Here is a 15616-nt window from a genome sequence, read left to right on the forward strand (position 1 = left end):
CGGATGGCGTCAAATTTCAATTAAAACAATGGCTTATTGTGATTTTTGATTTCATCCTTACTTTAATAAGTGTTCATATAAGAGAGATTTAGGGCACGATTCGTCATATTCCAAGCAACCTTCGGTGGAATTGTGACATTCCCCATGGAAATTTAGCTCAGCCCCGGATAAAGACGAGGGGAGCCGGAACGAAAAACTTGTATTTGCCCGGTTTTAATTGTATCGGGCGTGCTAATCCCGAAATGACGACCGTAAAGGACAGGCAATGGCCCGTGTCACAGTTGAAGATTGCATTGACAAGGTAGAGAACCGCTTCGAGCTGGTTCTGCTCGCCAGCCACCGCGCCCGGCTGATTTCCCAGGGTGCCTCGATCACCATCGATCGCGACAATGACAAGAACCCTGTCGTTGCCCTGCGCGAAATCGCCGACGAGACGCTTTCGCCCGACGATCTCAAGGAAGATCTGATCCATTCGCTGCAGAAGCATGTCGAAGTCGACGAGCCCGAGCCCGATCCGGCCAGCATGATCGCCGCCGGCGGTGTTGCCGCCGCCGACAGCGAGGAGCAGGACGACCTGCCGGAGACGATTACCTTCGACCAGATGTCGGAAGAAGAGCTGCTTGCCGGCATCGAGGGCCTGGTGCCGCCGGAAAAGAGCGACGATTATTAAGCGCGACGGCCGGATCCGATCCGGAAAAGAGCGACGATTACCAATCGTCAATCTTGCGCCTTTATTGCTTAGGCATATTATTGCCCATGTGTGCGCCAATCGTTGATTGGCGCGCTTTTATTTTTGTCGGAGTGGCTTTGGAATGATGCGGCAGTACGAGCTCGTGGAGCGGGTTCAGCAATACAAGCCCGATGCCAATGAAGCACTGCTGAACAAAGCCTATGTCTACGCCATGCAGAAACATGGCCAGCAAAAGCGCGCGAGTGGGGATCCCTACATCTCCCATCCGCTCGAGGTCGCTGCCATCCTGACCGACATGCATCTCGACGAATCGACGATCGCGGTCGCCCTGCTGCACGATACGATCGAGGATACGACGGCGACGCGGGCCGAGATCGACGAACTTTTCGGCGAGGATATCGGCCGCCTCGTCGAGGGCCTGACGAAGATCAAGAAGCTCGATCTCGTCACCAAGAAGGCCAAGCAGGCGGAAAACCTGCGCAAGCTGCTGCTCGCCATATCGGACGATGTGCGCGTGCTGCTCGTCAAGCTCGCCGATCGCCTGCACAATATGCGCACCCTCGATCACATGTCGGCCGACAAACGCGCCCGCATCTCCGAGGAGACGATGGAAATCTATGCGCCGCTCGCCGGCCGCATGGGTATGCAGGACATGCGTGAAGAGCTGGAAGAGCTCTCCTTCCGCCATATGAACCCGGAGGCTTACGAAACCGTCACCAAGCGGCTGGAGGAGCTTTCGAAGCGCAATGAGGGCATCGTCAAGAAGATCGAGGCGGAACTGCGCGACCTGCTCGTTGCAAGCGGCCTGACGAGCGCCTATGTCAAGGGCCGGCAGAAGAAGCCCTATTCCGTCTTTCGCAAGATGCAATCGAAGTCGCTGTCCTTCGAGCAGCTTTCCGATGTTTACGGCTTCCGTCTGATCGTCGAGGACATTCCTTCCTGCTACCGGGCACTCGGCATCGTGCACACGCGCTGGCGCGTCGTGCCCGGACGCTTCAAAGATTATATCTCGACGCCGAAGCAGAACGATTACCGCTCGCTGCACACGACCATCGTCGGTCCTTCCAGCCAGCGCATCGAACTGCAGATCCGCACCAAGCGCATGCATGAAATCGCCGAATTCGGCATCGCGGCCCACACGCTCTACAAGGACGGCGCCACCAATGCAGATGGCGAAATCCTTTCGCGCGAATCCAATGCCTATTCCTGGCTGCGCCACACGATCGAGGCGCTCGCCGAGGGCGACAGCCCGGAAGAATTCCTCGAGCACACCAAGCTCGAGCTTTTCCAGGATCAGGTCTTCTGTTTCACGCCGAAGGGCAAGCTCATTGCGCTGCCGCGCGGCGCCACACCGATCGACTTCGCCTATGCGGTGCACACCAATATCGGCGACACCACGGTCGGCGCCAAGATCAACGGCCGCATCATGCCGCTGGTGACGCGCCTGGCAAATGGCGACGAAGTCGAAATCATCCGCTCCGGCGTGCAGGTTCCGCCGGCCGCCTGGGAGGAGATCGTCGTCACCGGCAAGGCGCGCGCCGCCATCCGCCGCGCCACCCGCATGGCGATCCGCAAGCAATATGCCGGCCTCGGTCACCGCATTCTCGAGCGCACCTTCAACAGAGCCGGCAAGATCTTCTCGCGTGAGGCGATGAAGCCGGCGCTGCACCGTCTCGGCCAGAAGGATGTCGAGGATGCGATCGCCGCCGTCGGTCGCGGCGAGATGTCTTCGCTCGATGTGTTGCGCGCCGTCTATCCCGACCATCAGGACGAGCGCGTCACCGTCAAGCCTTCCGGCGACGACGGCTGGTTCAACGTCCGCAGCGCCGCCGGCATGATCTTCAAGATCCCCGGCAAGACCAAGGCCGGGGCCGAGGGCAGCCATTCCGAACTCGATGCCGATGTCGATATCGGCCCGATCCGCGGTCTGTCCGGGAATGTCGACGTCAAGTTCGCTTCCACCGGCGCCGTGCCCGGCGACCGCATCGTCGGCATCATGGATCAGAGCAAGGGTATCACCATCTATCCGATCCAGTCGCCGAGCCTGCAGCGCTTCGATGATCAGCCCGACCGTTGGATCGACGTCCGCTGGGACCTCGACGAAGCCAACAAGTCGCGTTTCATGGCGCGCATCATGGTGAACGGATTGAACGAGCCCGGCACGCTTGCCAAGGTCGCCCAGACGGTTGCAAGCCTTGACGTCAATATCCGCCTGCTGAACACCGTAAGGGTGGCGGCCGATTTCACCGAAATGATGCTCGAGGTCGAGGTTTGGGATCTACGTCAGCTCAATCAACTGCTCGCCCAGATGAAGGAACTCGACTGCATCGCCACGGTCCGTCGTCTCTACGAGTAAGCTTTTGTCAGGCCTGTCACTGATCTGACCGAGAGTTTGCACATTTTATGACCGTTTCAGGAGCGATGTCGCGCATCGAAGCGGCAACGTATGCGCTGAGTGCATGGCTGTCTCCATGTTGCGGCGGTGGTAATCAACCTTTGCTGGGACTATCTTCTGATCGTGGAAAACGTAAACAGAAGATGAGACAAGGAAATGTTTGACCCTATCAGGAAAATCGCTCGCGCTCTTCGCGCTCCGACCACACAGGAACGTGAAATGGCCTATCTGAATGGCTCGTTCGATCGTATCGATCTCGAGTTTCGTCAGCGCCAGGTCGATCGCGGTCTGTTCCGCAGCCGCTAATAGCGGATTTATACTTGGCTGGGTGAGGGACGTTGCGTTACGAACGCCCCTCGGCATGAAGTCGCTGCTCTGCAGAGAGAATTGAGCGGCTGTTTTTCGGGTGGTATCATTTGCCGCTCTTGTCACGGTGCTATGCGCTGCACTAAATAGCCGCCATGTTGTTTCGCCGTCGCAAGCCTGCGGGCTTCAAGGAAAAGATGCGGGAGCTTCTGTGGCCCCGAAAAGGTTTCCTTCGCCCGATCCGCTATCTGACAATGCGCATTCTGCGCCTGAGCGCTTCGCCGCATGCGGTTGCGGCCGGCGTTGCTGCGGGCGTCTTCGTCTCATGGACGCCGTTTATCGGCGTGCATTTCGTCATGGCCTTCGTCATCAGCTATTTCCTCTCCGGCAACATGGTGGCCGCCGCCCTCGGTTGCGCCGCCTTCGGCAATCCGCTGACCTATCCCTTCATCTGGGGTATCACCTGGGAGATCGGCCATCTGCTGTTGAGCCGGGAGGATCATCTGGCGGGGCAGGCGGTGGATCTTGCCGCCCTGTTTCACAAGCTGAACTTCACCGAATTGTGGAAGCCGGTGCTGGAGCCGATGTTGATCGGCGCCCTTCCGCCGGCTGCCGTGTCCTCCGTTGCGCTCTATGCGTTGACGTTCTACACCGTGAAGGGGTTTCAGACGCGCCGCCGCTCGCGCCTGATGGAGCGGGCCCGCCTGCGTCTGGCGGGGCCAGCCAGCGACATGCCGAGCGTATGAAACCCGTGCACAATGCTTAAGCGACGGAAGGGTCCGGCATGATCATCGGCATTGGCAGCGATCTGATCGACATACGCCGTGTCGAAAAATCGATCGAGCGCTTCGGTGAGCGCTTCACCCATCGCTGTTTCACCGAGATCGAGCGCGCCCGCTCCGACCGCCGGGCAAATCGTGCCGAATCCTATGCCAAGCGTTTCGCCGCCAAGGAAGCCTGTTCCAAGGCGCTCGGCACGGGTCTTGCCCAAGGTGTCTTCTGGAAGGACATGGGCGTCGTCAACCTGCCGAGCGGCAAGCCGACCATGGTTCTGTCTGGGGGCGCCGCCGTGATCCTCGAATCGATGCTGCCCGCCGGCCACAGGGCCGCCATTCATTTGACAATAACCGATGATTATCCGTTGGCGCAGGCCTTCGTTATCATCGAGGCGTTGCCCGAGAGCCTCTGATCGTGACCTCGGGGAGCGTTGATCGCCACCTCGGGGAGCGTTGATCGCGACCTCTCGTCGCTTTTGACGTTGTCGCCATTGCCGCAATCGGCCGAAGCCGCTAGAACAGGATGATCCGAAGCCGGTCGGCCTGAATCCTGTTCTGGACTAGAGAATCGGAGCATGATGTCGTCCGAAAGCTGCTGACACTTTTCGGCATCATGCCCTACAGCGCCGCGCGTCTCGTCAGGTGCGCAGAGGACGCCGTAGCACTTTGAATTGCTGCATAATTTCCTAAATCGGTATCGATCTAGGGAATAATGCAGTAAGAGAACGACAGAAAGAATTGCGCCTCTGCGGCGTCTTGAAGGAATAAGACTGCGTGTCCGAAAAAGTCCAAACCAAGCCGAACGCCCTCTGGGAAAATATCAAGGTCATCATTCAGGCGCTGATATTGGCGATGGTGATCCGAACCGTGCTGTTCCAGCCCTTTACCATTCCGTCCGGTTCGATGATGCCGACGCTGCTCGTCGGCGATTATATCTTCGTCAACAAGTTCGCTTACGGCTATTCGAAATATTCGCTGCCCTTCTCGCCCGATATCTTCAGCGGTCGCCTATTCGGGTCCGATCCGAAGCGTGGTGACATCGTCGTTTTCCGCTTCCCGCCCAATCCCGAAGTCGATTACATCAAGCGCTGCATCGGTCTGCCCGGCGACCACATCCAAGTCACCGACGGCGTGCTTTACGTCAACGGCAAGCCGGTTCCGAAGGTCGCGGACGGCAGCTTCACCTCGGATTACAAGCTCGATCCGGGTGAGGACGTACCGGTCTTCCGCGAAACGCTGGACAATGGCAAGACGTACGACACGCTTGACCAGTCTCCAGTCTCGCGCGGCGATAACACCCGTGAATTCATCGTGCCGGAAGGCCATTATTTCATGATGGGCGACAACCGCGACAATTCGCTCGACAGCCGCTTCGATGTCGGCTTCGTGCCGGCAGAAAATCTCGTCGGCCGCGCCAGCGTCATTTTCTTCTCGCTCGGCCACGACACCTCGTTCCGCGAGATCTGGAAGTGGCCGACCAATATGCGCTGGGACCGTCTTTTCAAGGTTGTTGAATGAGCAAGGCGCAGACGCTTTCTGCGGCCGACCGCGCAAAGCTTGAAAGCCTGATCGGTCATGACTTCGCCGAAAAGGAGCGCCTGGACCGGGCGCTGACCCATGCCAGCGCCCGGACGGAAAAGGGCAGCAATTACGAACGTCTGGAATTTCTCGGCGACAGGGTCCTCGGGCTCTGCATCGCCGAGCTCCTGTTCCGCACCTTCGGCACGGCGGGGGAAGGCGAGCTCTCGGTTCGTCTCAACCAGCTCGTCAGCGCCGAAACCTGCGCTGCGGTCGCCGACGAACTCAACCTTCATCTCTATATCCGCACCGGCGCCGATGTGAAGAAACTGACCGGCAAGCGCATGATGAACGTGCGCGCCGATGTCGTCGAAAGCCTGATCGCGGCGATCTATCTCGACGGTGGCCTCGAAGTCGCGCGCCGCTTCATCCTGCGTTATTGGCAGGGCAGGGCGGTCAGAGCCGATGGCGCCAAGCGCGACGCCAAGACCGAGCTGCAGGAATGGTCGCACGCGAAGTTCGGCGTCACGCCGCTCTACCGGGTTGATGAACGCAGCGGACCGGATCATGATCCGCGCTTCAAGGTGACGGTGGAAGTTGCTGGCATAAAGCCGGAAACCGGCGTAGAGCGTTCGAAGCGCGCCGCCGAACAGGTTGCGGCGACCAAGATGCTCGAGCGCGAAGGCATTTGGCAGCAATCGCCTGCCGGAAACTGACGGGACTATGACACAAAAAGAAAATATCGCGGCTGACGCTGCTGCAGAAACCCATGGTCCGACGCATTCGGGCTTCGTCGCGCTGATCGGCCCGACCAATGCCGGCAAGTCGACGTTGGTCAATCGCCTCGTCGGCGCCAAGGTCTCGATCGTCAGCCACAAGGTGCAGACGACGCGCGCGATCGTACGCGGCATTGCCATTCACGACAATGCCCAGATCGTCTTCATGGATACGCCAGGCATCTTCAAGCCGCGTCGCCGACTCGACCGCGCCATGGTGACCTCGGCCTGGGGCGGTGCCAAGGATGCCGATCTGATCATGCTGTTGATCGACAGCGAGCGCGGCCTGCGCGGCGATGCCGAAGCCATCCTCGAAGGCCTCAAGGAAGTCCGGCAGCCGAAGATCCTGGTGCTGAACAAGATTGACCGCGTCAACCGCGAAGATCTGCTGGCGCTGGCCGCGAGCGCCAACGAGAAGATCGCTTTCGAACGCACCTTCATGATCTCGGCCGAAAACGGTTCCGGCTGCGACGACGTCATGGACTATCTGGCTGCGACCCTTCCCGAGGGCCCGTGGTACTATCCGGAAGACCAGATCTCCGATCTGCCGATGCGTCAGCTCGCTGCCGAGATCACCCGTGAGAAGCTGTTTCTGCGCCTGCATCAGGAGCTTCCCTACTCCTCGCATGTCGAAACGGAGAAGTGGGAAGAGCGCAAGGACGGCTCGGTGCGGATCGAGCAGGTGATCTATGTCGAGCGCGACAGCCAGAAGAAGATCGCACTCGGCAAGGGCGGCGAAACCATCAAGGCGATCTCGACGGCCTCCCGCAAGGAACTGTCGGAAATTCTCGAGCAGCAGGTTCACCTCTTCCTCTTCGTCAAGGTCCGCGAGAATTGGGGCGATGATCCCGAGCGGTTCCGTGAAATGGGTCTCGATTTTCCGAAATAGCAGTGGCAAGGATTTCGCCGGGTAAGAGCCAGCTCTTTGTTTCCTTGGAAGAAAATCGCTTCGTTAAGGAACGAATCCATGCCTTTGCGCATTCCTTGCTCGACGGTGCGTCGATGAGGGGCCGCCGGTTTACAAGACCGCGGGAGCAGGCATGGCAACGTCGAGACCCATCCATTCCTTCAAGACCCCTTGCGAGCAATGTCCCTTGCGGCCCCTGCCGCATTTCAGGGAGTTCAGCCGCGATGAGCTGGAATTCGTTTCCCGCTTCAAACGGGGCGAGCTAACCGTCGATGCCGGTTCCACCATCCTCGTCGAAGGCGCCCACAGCGCCCATCTATTCACCGTGCTTTCCGGTTGGGGCTTCCGCTACAAGATGCTGGAAGACGGCCGTCGCCAGATCCTGAATTACATCATGCCGGGCGATTTGATCGGCCTGCAGGGAACGATTGTCGGCGAGATGCAGCATTCCATCGAAGCGCTTTCGCCGGTTTCCCTCTGCGTCTTCGAGCGCGACAGGCTGATGACGCTCTACAACCAGCATCCCTCGCTCGCCTTCGACATCACATGGATCGCCGCGCGCGAGGAGCGAATATTGGATGAACATCTCCTCAGTATCGGCCGACGCACCGCAGTGGAAAGAGCGGCCTATTTGCTCGCATTCCTGTTCGAGCGCGGCAGGAAGCTCGATCTTTTCAACGGTCGCAAATTCATTCCCATCACCCAGCAGCACATCGCCGACACCCTCGGTCTTTCCATCGTTCACACCAACAAAACGTTGAAGAAGCTCAGCGAACGGGGATTGATCCGCTGGCAGGAGCGCGGCTGCGAGGTTCTGAACGGCGAGGAATTGATGGCGATCGCCGGCTGGGATGGGCTCGGAGAGGGTAAGCGCCCCTTCATCTAATGCATGTCGCCCGGAAGTGTGCGGCGGTTCCGCGACAACGACATGCATAAAAACAAACCGCGTCAATGTTCAAATTTTGATGCCGCGCGCTTTAAAGCATGTCGCGCAGAGGCGCGCGGCGGTTTCGCGACAGCGGCATGGGCAAAAGACCCGACGCGCGAGGAATGACCTGAAGGATCGGGTTGCGCGCCACGGCAATCCGACAGATGGCAGCATGAGTGCGTGCGGAAACGCACGGCCGGGTCCTTCTATGTCTTTTTTAAATGCGCATTAGCGTCCGGGAAAATAAGGTCGGCCGTCGTCCTTCCTCCGATTTGATTCTTATTGGCCGGACAGAAAAATGGTTTATTCAGAAATGGTGGCGGAATTCACCGACAGCGTGCCATGCGGGGCACCGGGGGGCAATGATGTTGGCGAAACGGCCGGGGCGCTGCGACAGGCGTCCGACGAGGGGCATGGAATCATGAGCGCAAACCGTGTTCTGGTTCTTGAGGATAGTCTGATCATCGCGATGGAGGCGGAGGATCTTCTGCGTCTGTCCGGCGTCGACGGCATCGATATCGTCGGCAGCCTGGAACAGGCGAGGGCGGCGATTGCTGCGGAAAGCTATGATTTCGCGCTGCTCGACGTCAATCTGGGCGAGGGCATGAGCTTTGGATTTGCCCGCCATCTTATCGATGTCGGCATTCCCTTCGGCTTCGTCAGCGGCTATTCCGATATACGCGATTTCCCGCCTGACCTGCAGCATATACCGCTTCTGGTGAAGCCTTTCGACGAGAAGGCGATGCGCGAATTCCTGCAGAGGCTTCTTCCGGCGACGGCTTGACCCGTCCGGATGCAGAAAGCACGCTGTAACGCTTTGAATTACTGCATGATTCCTTAATTCGATTTCGATCTCGGGAATTATGCGGTAGGATGGAACCGTCAGCCGCAGGGACTTCTTTCGATGCAGTGGCAGGACCACGCGATCATTCTGGGCGTCAAGCGCCACGGTGAGACGAGCGTCATCGCCGAGGTGATGACGCGTGATCGCGGGCGCCATCTCGGCCTCGTGCGTTCCGGCCGCTCTCGCGCCATGCAGCCGGTGCTGCAGCCGGGCAATGCGGTGGAGGTCATCTGGCGCGCCCGGCTTGACGAACATCTGGGCGAATTCCGCGTCGAACCGGTGACGCTGCGCGCCGCCCGCCTGATGGAAACGGCGACGGCCGTCTACGGTGTCCAGGCGATGGGCGCGCTGCTGCGCCTGCTGCCGGAGCGCGACCCGCATCCGCATCTTTTCGATGCGCTGGAAGTCATCCTCGATCATCTGCACAATCCAGCCGATGCCGGCGAACTCTTCGTGCGCTTCGAACTGGCGGTGCTGAACGATCTCGGCTTCGGTCTCGATCTTGGCGAATGCGCGGCAACCGGCGCCCGTTCCGATCTCGCCTATGTCTCGCCGAAATCCGGCCGCGCCGTCAGCCGCAGCGCCGGCGCTCCCTGGGCGGACAAGATGCTGCTCCTGCCGCCCTTCCTCGGCGTCGAAGGCAATCATGCGGCGGACTTCGACAGTCTTGCCGCCGCGTTCCGTCTGACGGGGTTCTTCCTGCATCGCCACGTTTATGAACCACGCGGCATGGAGGCTGCGGCAGCTCGTGACGGCTTCGTCCAGGCCGCCCTCAAGGCGCTCAATCCAGCCTTGCGGACGCTTGCCGGTCCGAACGGCGTCTCCGCCTGATCTGGTTTTTTACTGCTGCAAAACATCCTCCGGATTTGGCGGTTTACCCGCCTGGGGGCCCTTCCTATGTCTTGAAGGACTGCCAACCATGGAGGAAGCTCATGCTGACCAAGACCGCATCACCGACGACGATCACGCTTTGGAACGGCCGCGAAATTCCGCGTCTCGGCATGGGTTGCTGGGCCATCGGCGGCCCGTTCTTCGCCGGTGACACGCCGCTCGGCTGGGGTGACGTCGACGACGATGAATCCGTCGAAGCGATCGACCGGGCCATCGCCCTCGGCATCCGCTTCTTCGACACCGCCTCGAACTACGGCGCCGGCCATTCGGAGGAAGTGCTCGGCCGGGCGATCGGCAATCGAGACGACATCATTGTCGCCACCAAATTCGGTTTCGCCACCGATCCGGAAACGAAGCAGGCGATCGGCGCCTTCGCCGACGAGGGGTTCATCCGCCGCTCCGTCGAGACATCGCTGCGCCGTCTCAAGCGCGACCGCCTCGATCTCCTCCAATTCCACATCAATGATTTTCCGCTGGAGCAATCGGATGCCGTCTTCGCTACGCTGGAGGCGCTGCGTGCCGAAGGCAAGATCGATGCCTTCGGCTGGAGCACCGATTTTCCCGATCGCGCCGCCCGCCAGGTCGGGCGCCCGGGCTTTGTCTCCATCCAGCATACGATGAATGTCTTCGACCCGGTGCCGGAGATGATCGCGGTGGTCGAGCAGAAAGGCCTGATCTCGATCAATCGCGGCCCGCTCGCCATGGGACTGTTGACCGGCAAGTTCACTGCCGACAAGGCGGTCGGCGCCAAGGATGTCCGCGCCGCTGCCCTCGACTGGATGGTCTATTTCAAGGACGGCCGCATGGCCCCGGAATTTGCCGCAAGGCTCGATGCCGTCCGCGATCTCCTGACGTCAGGTGGCCGCACGCTGACGCAGGGGGCGCTCGCCTGGCTGTGGGCGAGGTCGCCGCGCACCTTCCCCATTCCGGGCTTCCGCACTGTCGCCCAGGTGGAGGAGAATGTCGGTGCACTGGAAAAGGGACCGCTGCCGGCGGATGTCATGGCGGACATTGATGCGGCACTCGCGCGCGGATGAGCGGCTCAACGCCCTGATTCCTGTGACATCCCTTGGGCGAAGCCCTGAGGAGCGCAGGAATGAGGGAGAATGTTGCGACGTATACGGAAGAAAGCGCCGTCAGCCGGCCTATCCCCAATTCGACCTACCCCCGCGCGCGCACCTTCAGTGCCCAGCCCTCCGGCCGCTCTTCAACGATCTTCACCGTGTCGCCGATCGTGATCCTGCCGGTGCCGCGCGGTGTGACGTTCCAGCCGAAGAGCGGGCCGGGCACGCGGCGGTCGGCCGACATGCGGATGCGGCCCATGGCCGGCATCGGGTTATCCACGTCGCGTGACCCGGTCAGTTGGTCCTGCGTTGTCATGATGCAGCGCGAGCAGGGTTTGACGAGATCGAAGCGGATGCCCGCGATTTCGATCGCCGCCCAGCGATCCTCCGGCCAGGCCTCGTCGGTGTCGATGACGATGTTCGGTCGGAAGCGCTCCATGCCGACGCTGCCTTCGCCATGGGCGGCGAGATCGTCGTTCAGCGCCTGCAGCGAGCCTGTTGTCGTCACCAGGATCTGATAGCCGTCGGTAAAGCTCACCGGCGTGCCTTCGCCGGCCCATTCGGCATTCGCCGTCCGCCGTGCCTGGCCGTCGAAAAACACCAGCCGCACCTCGCGGCCTAGCCATTCTGAAAGCTGGCGGTTGCTCTCTGCATCGGCGACGGCGGCGCTGACGGCCGATTTCCAAACGCTGACATCCATGCGGATGTCAGGCCGGGGCGGCGGTACCGATATGTCAGGTTTGCCCTGCATCAGCAGCCGAAAGGCGCCGGCCTCCGGCCGTATTTCGATGCGCGCGAGGTCCGGCAGTTCGCGCTGGGTGATGAAGTAACCTTCAGCGTCTGTGATCATCGCCCGCCGGTCGCCGGGAAGGCCATAAGCGTCAACATCGGCGGCGGGCAGCGCGATGGCGCGAGCGCTCTTGAGCGGGTAGATGAAGAGGTCGCTGACACGCATGCCGTTCTCCTAAATCTCGTCCATGAATGCCGAGAGAAAATCACGCAGACTTTGGTCACGCACAGCCGCCAGTCGGCGGCCGGTCTCGGTCTGGAACCCTTCCGCCAGTTTGAACAGTTTCGTCTGGAAATGGTCAATGGCATAACGCTTGTCGTCGAGGGGACGGTTCGTTGCCGCCGGATCGAACGGATCATAGAGCCCGGATCCCATGCGCCCGCCAATGTAGAAGCAGCGTGCGACGCCGACCATGCCGATCGCGTCCAGCCGGTCGGCATCCTGCAGGATTTTCGCCTCGATCGTCTGCGGCGTCACCCCGGCGGAGAAACTGTGAGCGGTGATGGCATGCCCCACAGCGCTGATATCCGCCGCAGTCCAGCCGAGTTCGGCCAGGATTGCCGATGCCTTTTCCGCCGCCAGCGCCGATGCCTTGGCGCGCAAGGGGGAATCCTTCTCGACCGCGACGCAGTCGTGTAGCAGCACCGCAGCGGCGAGGATGCGTCCGTCTCCGCCTTCGCCCGCATGGATGCGCATGGCGTTTCTGAAGACGCGCAGGATATGGGCGAGATCGTGTGAACCGTCATCGCCTTCGGCCGCATGCTCAATCAGCGACGCAGCGAGCGTCTCATGAGGGGAGAAGGCTTCGGCCTTGAACATCGCGCCACCTGTTATTGGAAAAATCGTCCATCGAGCATCGAAAGGGGCTTCCGGGAATGGCCCGGCTACGAAGATCTGCAGAACACGGAGCCGGTTTGTAGCGGCTTGCCATGCGAGTCGCAATCATGAGGAATTCACGCTCCCCTCAGGAGAAATTACCGTCGCTCTTCGGCGGCATGGAGAGAAGGTGCGGCACGTCGCGAACGGGGCGCGGCGGACTGATGTGATAGCCTTGGATCTCGTCGCATTCCTCGCATTCGAGCAGCCCCAGCTGAGCGGCCGTCTCGACGCCTTCGACTGTGACGCGCATGCCGAGCGCATCACCGAGCAGGATGATTGCGCGCATAATCGCATGCGCCTCCTTATTGTCGACGATGTCGTTGACGAAGGATTTGTCGATTTTGATCTTGTCGAAGGGGAAGCTCGAGAGATAGCTCAGAGAGGAATATCCGGTGCCGAAATCGTCCATCGAGATGCGGATGCCACGCTCCTTCAGGGCGTGCAGGATCGGCAGCACCTCGCTGAGGTTCTCCATCAGCACGCTCTCGGTGATTTCGAGTTCGAGCCGTGACGGCAATAGCGCAGCGGCGGCAAGCGCTTCGCTGACATCCTGCATCAGATCGCTGCCGCTGAATTGGATCGCCGAAACGTTGACCGCCACCTTGATGTCTTCCGGCCATTGCGCCGCATCGCTGCAAGCTTGGCGCAAAACCCAGCGGCCAATATCGACGATGAGCCCGACCTCCTCGGCAAGCGGGATGAAATCCATTGGCGATACGCGGCCGCGGATCGGGTGGTTCCAGCGGATCAGCGCTTCGAAACCGCAGATCTGCTGCTTGGAAAGGTCGTAGAGCGGCTGATAGTGCAGCTCGAATTCCCCCTTTTCGACGGCGGCGCGAAGATCGGCCTCGAGGGCATGGCGCAACTGCATCTGCGCTTCCATCTCGCTGGTGAAGAAGCGCTCGCGCTTGCGTCCGTCGGCTTTGGCATGCAACAGCGCCACGCCGGCATTTTTCAAAAGGATATCTGTTTCTTCACCATCCCGTGGAGCGATTGCGATGCCCATGGAGACGCTGAGCTCCACTCTTTTTTCGCCGTGCAGGAAGGGCTCGGAAAGGGCGCGGCGGATCCGGTCGGCCAGCGCCGTCGCGCTCCGGGGCTGCCGGTTACCTGTCTGCAGGATGGCGAATTCGTCGGAACCGAGTCGCGCCAGTGTATTTTCCGAGCCGGCCGAGGTTCGGATGCGCCCGGCGACCTGCTGCAGGATCTTGTCGCCAACCGATACCCCGATCGTATTGTTGATCGACTTGAAGCGGTCGAGATTGAGGTGGATCAGGGCAATCTGCTCGTCCGGCTTGCGCTCCGCCAGCGTGGCATCGACCTGCTCGCGGAAATAGATGCGATTGGGAAGATCGGTCAGGAGGTCGTGATGGGCGAGATAGGTGATGCGCTCTGCTGCCTTTCGATCCTCGGTAATGTCGGCATGGATGGCGATGTTGCTGCCGTCGGAGAGGACCGTCACTACGCTTTGGATAATGCGGCCGTCATTCATCTGCCATTCGCGCCGGCGGATGCGGCTGCTCCCCGCCTTGGCGGAAGCAGGTCGGTGGGCTCGCCGGCCGCCCGGTGAGACGGTGCTCTCCCTGCCGCGCATTTTTTCGAGGAGATCGGTAATCGTTGCGCCGGCGGCGATATCCTCCGGCGTCAGGCCGAAGAGCTGGTGGAAGCGGCTATTGTAGAGCGTCAGCCGCTGGTCGGCGTCGAAGACGCTGAGGCCGAGCGGCAGGTCGTTGAGGACGATCTCGAAGAGTCTTTTCTGTCCGTCGAACGCCTGGCTGAGGGCCGAAAGATTGCCCCTCAGCGACTGGTTTTCCTTCAGCAGCGTTTCCACGCTTTTCTCGATTGCGTCATAGTCGCTTTCGTGTCCGCGATAGGTTGCGATCACCAGCTGCATCAGACGCTGCGCGTCGATTGATCCATCGGCCGCGACAGCCTCTGTACATTGCCGCCAGAAGAGCGCTTCAGCTTTCATGGCAAGCGTCTTGGAGAACGGCCGTGGCCGCTCGATGATGCACGTGCCTCAAAACGCCGGCCATCAGAACCTCAAAAGACAGACATGGAAATCGATATTTACAAACGTCCGGTGGTAATTCCCCGACTATTCTGGATCTGCGGGATTAATATTCGGTTGCAGTGCAGCAGGCGCACACGCGGTTTTAAAACCGGCGTTTTACATTAAAAACCGCTGAAATATCGAGGAGGCTGTCGACGAAAAGCCGATTTGGCGGTCTCCGTTAACGCCTGTCAATCTTCATTAATGAGAAGTTAACAACTTATTGACGCACTGCGCAAATCAGTTTAACCACCGAGTCACTCGCTATTTTCAGTTCTCGTATTGCGTACAAACACCACCGGCAAAAGGCGGTGAATGGAGGTTTGTATGACCCGCACGACATCCGTTTCAGATACTTCATATGCATATCTTGCCACGCTTTCACGGCTCGACTCCAATGGTGATGGCGTGCTCAGCCGCGGCGAACGTGCCGCCGATGAGAAACCCGGTATCCTCAAGCAACTGCTGGAAGACGACACGACCGGCGACACGCAGCCGAAATTTTCCGGCAGCCTGATTGCGCTGATGATGGACACTCGCGACACCGCCACGACGAGCAGCATCGCCGCTCCCTATCCATTGCAGCAGACCGCGCCGACCGGCGATCAATCCAACGATCTTTACCGCAATACCTACGGCCAGTTCGATTTCGACGCCGTCGCCTGACGGCGTCTAGATGTGAGCTTTCAGGAGGTTGTCCATTCGGTCCTCCGAGAATCACTGAAGCTTTGACAACCTCAGCTTTCTCGACCAGGACCGAATGGACAACCTCCTGAAAGCTCACATCTAGATCCCTGT

At 60.1% G+C, this 15616-nt stretch carries 16 protein-coding genes; 13 read left to right on the plus strand and 3 right to left on the minus strand.

Annotated features, from left to right (window positions below; translation table 11 throughout):
- Positions 1–265: 265 nt before the first annotated feature.
- The 12 genes from rpoZ (at position 266) to AMC88_RS07165 (ending at position 11069) form a co-directional block, all read left to right on the plus strand.
- On the plus strand, positions 266–670 hold the full coding sequence (gene rpoZ / locus AMC88_RS07110) for a DNA-directed RNA polymerase subunit omega (protein WP_003574261.1): 405 nt from the start codon (positions 266–268) through the stop codon (positions 668–670).
- Between the two features lie 142 nt (positions 671–812).
- Positions 813–3047 (plus strand): RelA/SpoT family protein, encoded by a 2235-nt coding sequence (locus AMC88_RS07115; RefSeq protein ID WP_064825033.1) that lies wholly within the window; start codon positions 813–815, stop codon positions 3045–3047.
- A gap of 195 nt (positions 3048–3242) precedes the next feature.
- Positions 3243–3392 carry a DUF3563 family protein gene (locus AMC88_RS07120; RefSeq protein ID WP_004675049.1) on the plus strand — a complete coding sequence of 50 codons (150 nt, stop codon included), beginning with the start codon at positions 3243–3245 and terminating at the stop codon, positions 3390–3392.
- Between the two features lie 155 nt (positions 3393–3547).
- Positions 3548–4138, plus strand: a complete 591-nt coding sequence (locus AMC88_RS07125) for a DUF2062 domain-containing protein (RefSeq protein WP_012483260.1) — start codon at positions 3548–3550, stop codon at positions 4136–4138.
- Positions 4139–4176: 38 nt separating this feature from the next.
- Entirely contained in the window at positions 4177–4581 is a 405-nt protein-coding gene (gene acpS, locus AMC88_RS07130; protein ID WP_004675052.1) for a holo-ACP synthase, read from the plus strand.
- Between the two features lie 361 nt (positions 4582–4942).
- A complete protein-coding gene (gene lepB, locus AMC88_RS07135) occupies positions 4943–5686 on the plus strand; it encodes a signal peptidase I (RefSeq protein WP_012483261.1) in 744 nt (247 codons plus the stop codon).
- Positions 5683–6402: a ribonuclease III gene (rnc, locus tag AMC88_RS07140; protein WP_004675053.1), complete on the plus strand. Its 720-nt coding sequence runs from the start codon at positions 5683–5685 to the stop codon at positions 6400–6402. The genes lepB and rnc overlap by 4 nt, the downstream gene beginning before the upstream one ends.
- 7 nt (positions 6403–6409) lie before the next feature.
- A complete protein-coding gene (era, locus tag AMC88_RS07145; RefSeq protein WP_016734296.1) occupies positions 6410–7351 on the plus strand; it encodes a GTPase Era in 942 nt (313 codons plus the stop codon).
- A gap of 151 nt (positions 7352–7502) precedes the next feature.
- Positions 7503–8255 (plus strand): Crp/Fnr family transcriptional regulator, encoded by a 753-nt coding sequence (locus AMC88_RS07150; protein WP_016734295.1) that lies wholly within the window; start codon positions 7503–7505, stop codon positions 8253–8255.
- A gap of 340 nt (positions 8256–8595) precedes the next feature.
- A complete protein-coding gene (locus tag AMC88_RS07155) occupies positions 8596–9081 on the plus strand; it encodes a response regulator (RefSeq protein WP_029531552.1) in 486 nt (161 codons plus the stop codon).
- A 120-nt stretch (positions 9082–9201) separates the two neighbouring features.
- Complete coding sequence (gene recO / locus AMC88_RS07160) at positions 9202–9972, plus strand: DNA repair protein RecO (RefSeq protein WP_016734294.1); 771 nt, start codon at positions 9202–9204, stop codon at positions 9970–9972.
- 101 nt (positions 9973–10073) lie between these two features.
- Entirely contained in the window at positions 10074–11069 is a 996-nt protein-coding gene (locus tag AMC88_RS07165; protein WP_012483265.1) for an aldo/keto reductase, read from the plus strand.
- A 124-nt stretch (positions 11070–11193) separates the two neighbouring features.
- On the opposite strand, the gene AMC88_RS07170 is transcribed toward AMC88_RS07165, so the two are convergent.
- The 3 genes from AMC88_RS07170 to AMC88_RS07180 form a co-directional block, all read right to left on the minus strand.
- Positions 11194–12051, minus strand: coding sequence for an MOSC domain-containing protein (locus AMC88_RS07170; RefSeq protein ID WP_064825034.1), 858 nt, complete (start codon positions 12049–12051; stop codon positions 11194–11196).
- Positions 12052–12060: 9 nt separating this feature from the next.
- Complete coding sequence (locus tag AMC88_RS07175; protein ID WP_064825035.1) at positions 12061–12705, minus strand: HD domain-containing protein; 645 nt, start codon at positions 12703–12705, stop codon at positions 12061–12063.
- Positions 12706–12850: 145 nt separating this feature from the next.
- Positions 12851–14737, minus strand: coding sequence for a putative bifunctional diguanylate cyclase/phosphodiesterase (locus AMC88_RS07180; RefSeq protein WP_064825036.1), 1887 nt, complete (start codon positions 14735–14737; stop codon positions 12851–12853).
- Positions 14738–15145: 408 nt separating this feature from the next.
- Between AMC88_RS07180 and AMC88_RS07185 the strand changes: the two genes are divergently transcribed.
- Positions 15146–15484, plus strand: a complete 339-nt coding sequence (locus AMC88_RS07185; RefSeq protein ID WP_012483269.1) for a hypothetical protein — start codon at positions 15146–15148, stop codon at positions 15482–15484.
- Positions 15485–15616: the final 132 nt, after the last annotated feature.

It is taken from the genome of Rhizobium phaseoli (assembly GCF_001664385.1).
GTDB classification, from domain to species: domain Bacteria; phylum Pseudomonadota; class Alphaproteobacteria; order Rhizobiales; family Rhizobiaceae; genus Rhizobium; species Rhizobium phaseoli.

Excerpts from the sequence above, each read along its gene's own strand:
- rpoZ (WP_003574261.1), top strand. The coding sequence starts at position 266 with ATGGCCCGTGTCACAGTTGAAGATTGCATTGACAAGGTAGAGAACCGC.
- AMC88_RS07115 (WP_064825033.1), top strand. The coding sequence starts at position 813 with ATGATGCGGCAGTACGAGCTCGTGGAGCGGGTTCAGCAATACAAGCCC.
- AMC88_RS07185 (WP_012483269.1), top strand. The coding sequence starts at position 15,146 with ATGACCCGCACGACATCCGTTTCAGATACTTCATATGCATATCTTGCC.
- AMC88_RS07175 (WP_064825035.1), bottom strand. The coding sequence starts at position 12,705 with ATGTTCAAGGCCGAAGCCTTCTCCCCTCATGAGACGCTCGCTGCGTCG.
- AMC88_RS07120 (WP_004675049.1), top strand. The coding sequence starts at position 3,243 with ATGTTTGACCCTATCAGGAAAATCGCTCGCGCTCTTCGCGCTCCGACC.
- AMC88_RS07165 (WP_012483265.1), top strand. The coding sequence starts at position 10,074 with ATGCTGACCAAGACCGCATCACCGACGACGATCACGCTTTGGAACGGC.
- AMC88_RS07155 (WP_029531552.1), top strand. The coding sequence starts at position 8,596 with ATGGTTTATTCAGAAATGGTGGCGGAATTCACCGACAGCGTGCCATGC.
- rnc (WP_004675053.1), top strand. The coding sequence starts at position 5,683 with ATGAGCAAGGCGCAGACGCTTTCTGCGGCCGACCGCGCAAAGCTTGAA.
- AMC88_RS07170 (WP_064825034.1), bottom strand. The coding sequence starts at position 12,051 with ATGCGTGTCAGCGACCTCTTCATCTACCCGCTCAAGAGCGCTCGCGCC.
- acpS (WP_004675052.1), top strand. The coding sequence starts at position 4,177 with ATGATCATCGGCATTGGCAGCGATCTGATCGACATACGCCGTGTCGAA.
- recO (WP_016734294.1), top strand. The coding sequence starts at position 9,202 with ATGCAGTGGCAGGACCACGCGATCATTCTGGGCGTCAAGCGCCACGGT.
- AMC88_RS07125 (WP_012483260.1), top strand. The coding sequence starts at position 3,548 with ATGTTGTTTCGCCGTCGCAAGCCTGCGGGCTTCAAGGAAAAGATGCGG.
- AMC88_RS07150 (WP_016734295.1), top strand. The coding sequence starts at position 7,503 with ATGGCAACGTCGAGACCCATCCATTCCTTCAAGACCCCTTGCGAGCAA.
- AMC88_RS07180 (WP_064825036.1), bottom strand. The coding sequence starts at position 14,737 with ATGAAAGCTGAAGCGCTCTTCTGGCGGCAATGTACAGAGGCTGTCGCG.
- era (WP_016734296.1), top strand. The coding sequence starts at position 6,410 with ATGACACAAAAAGAAAATATCGCGGCTGACGCTGCTGCAGAAACCCAT.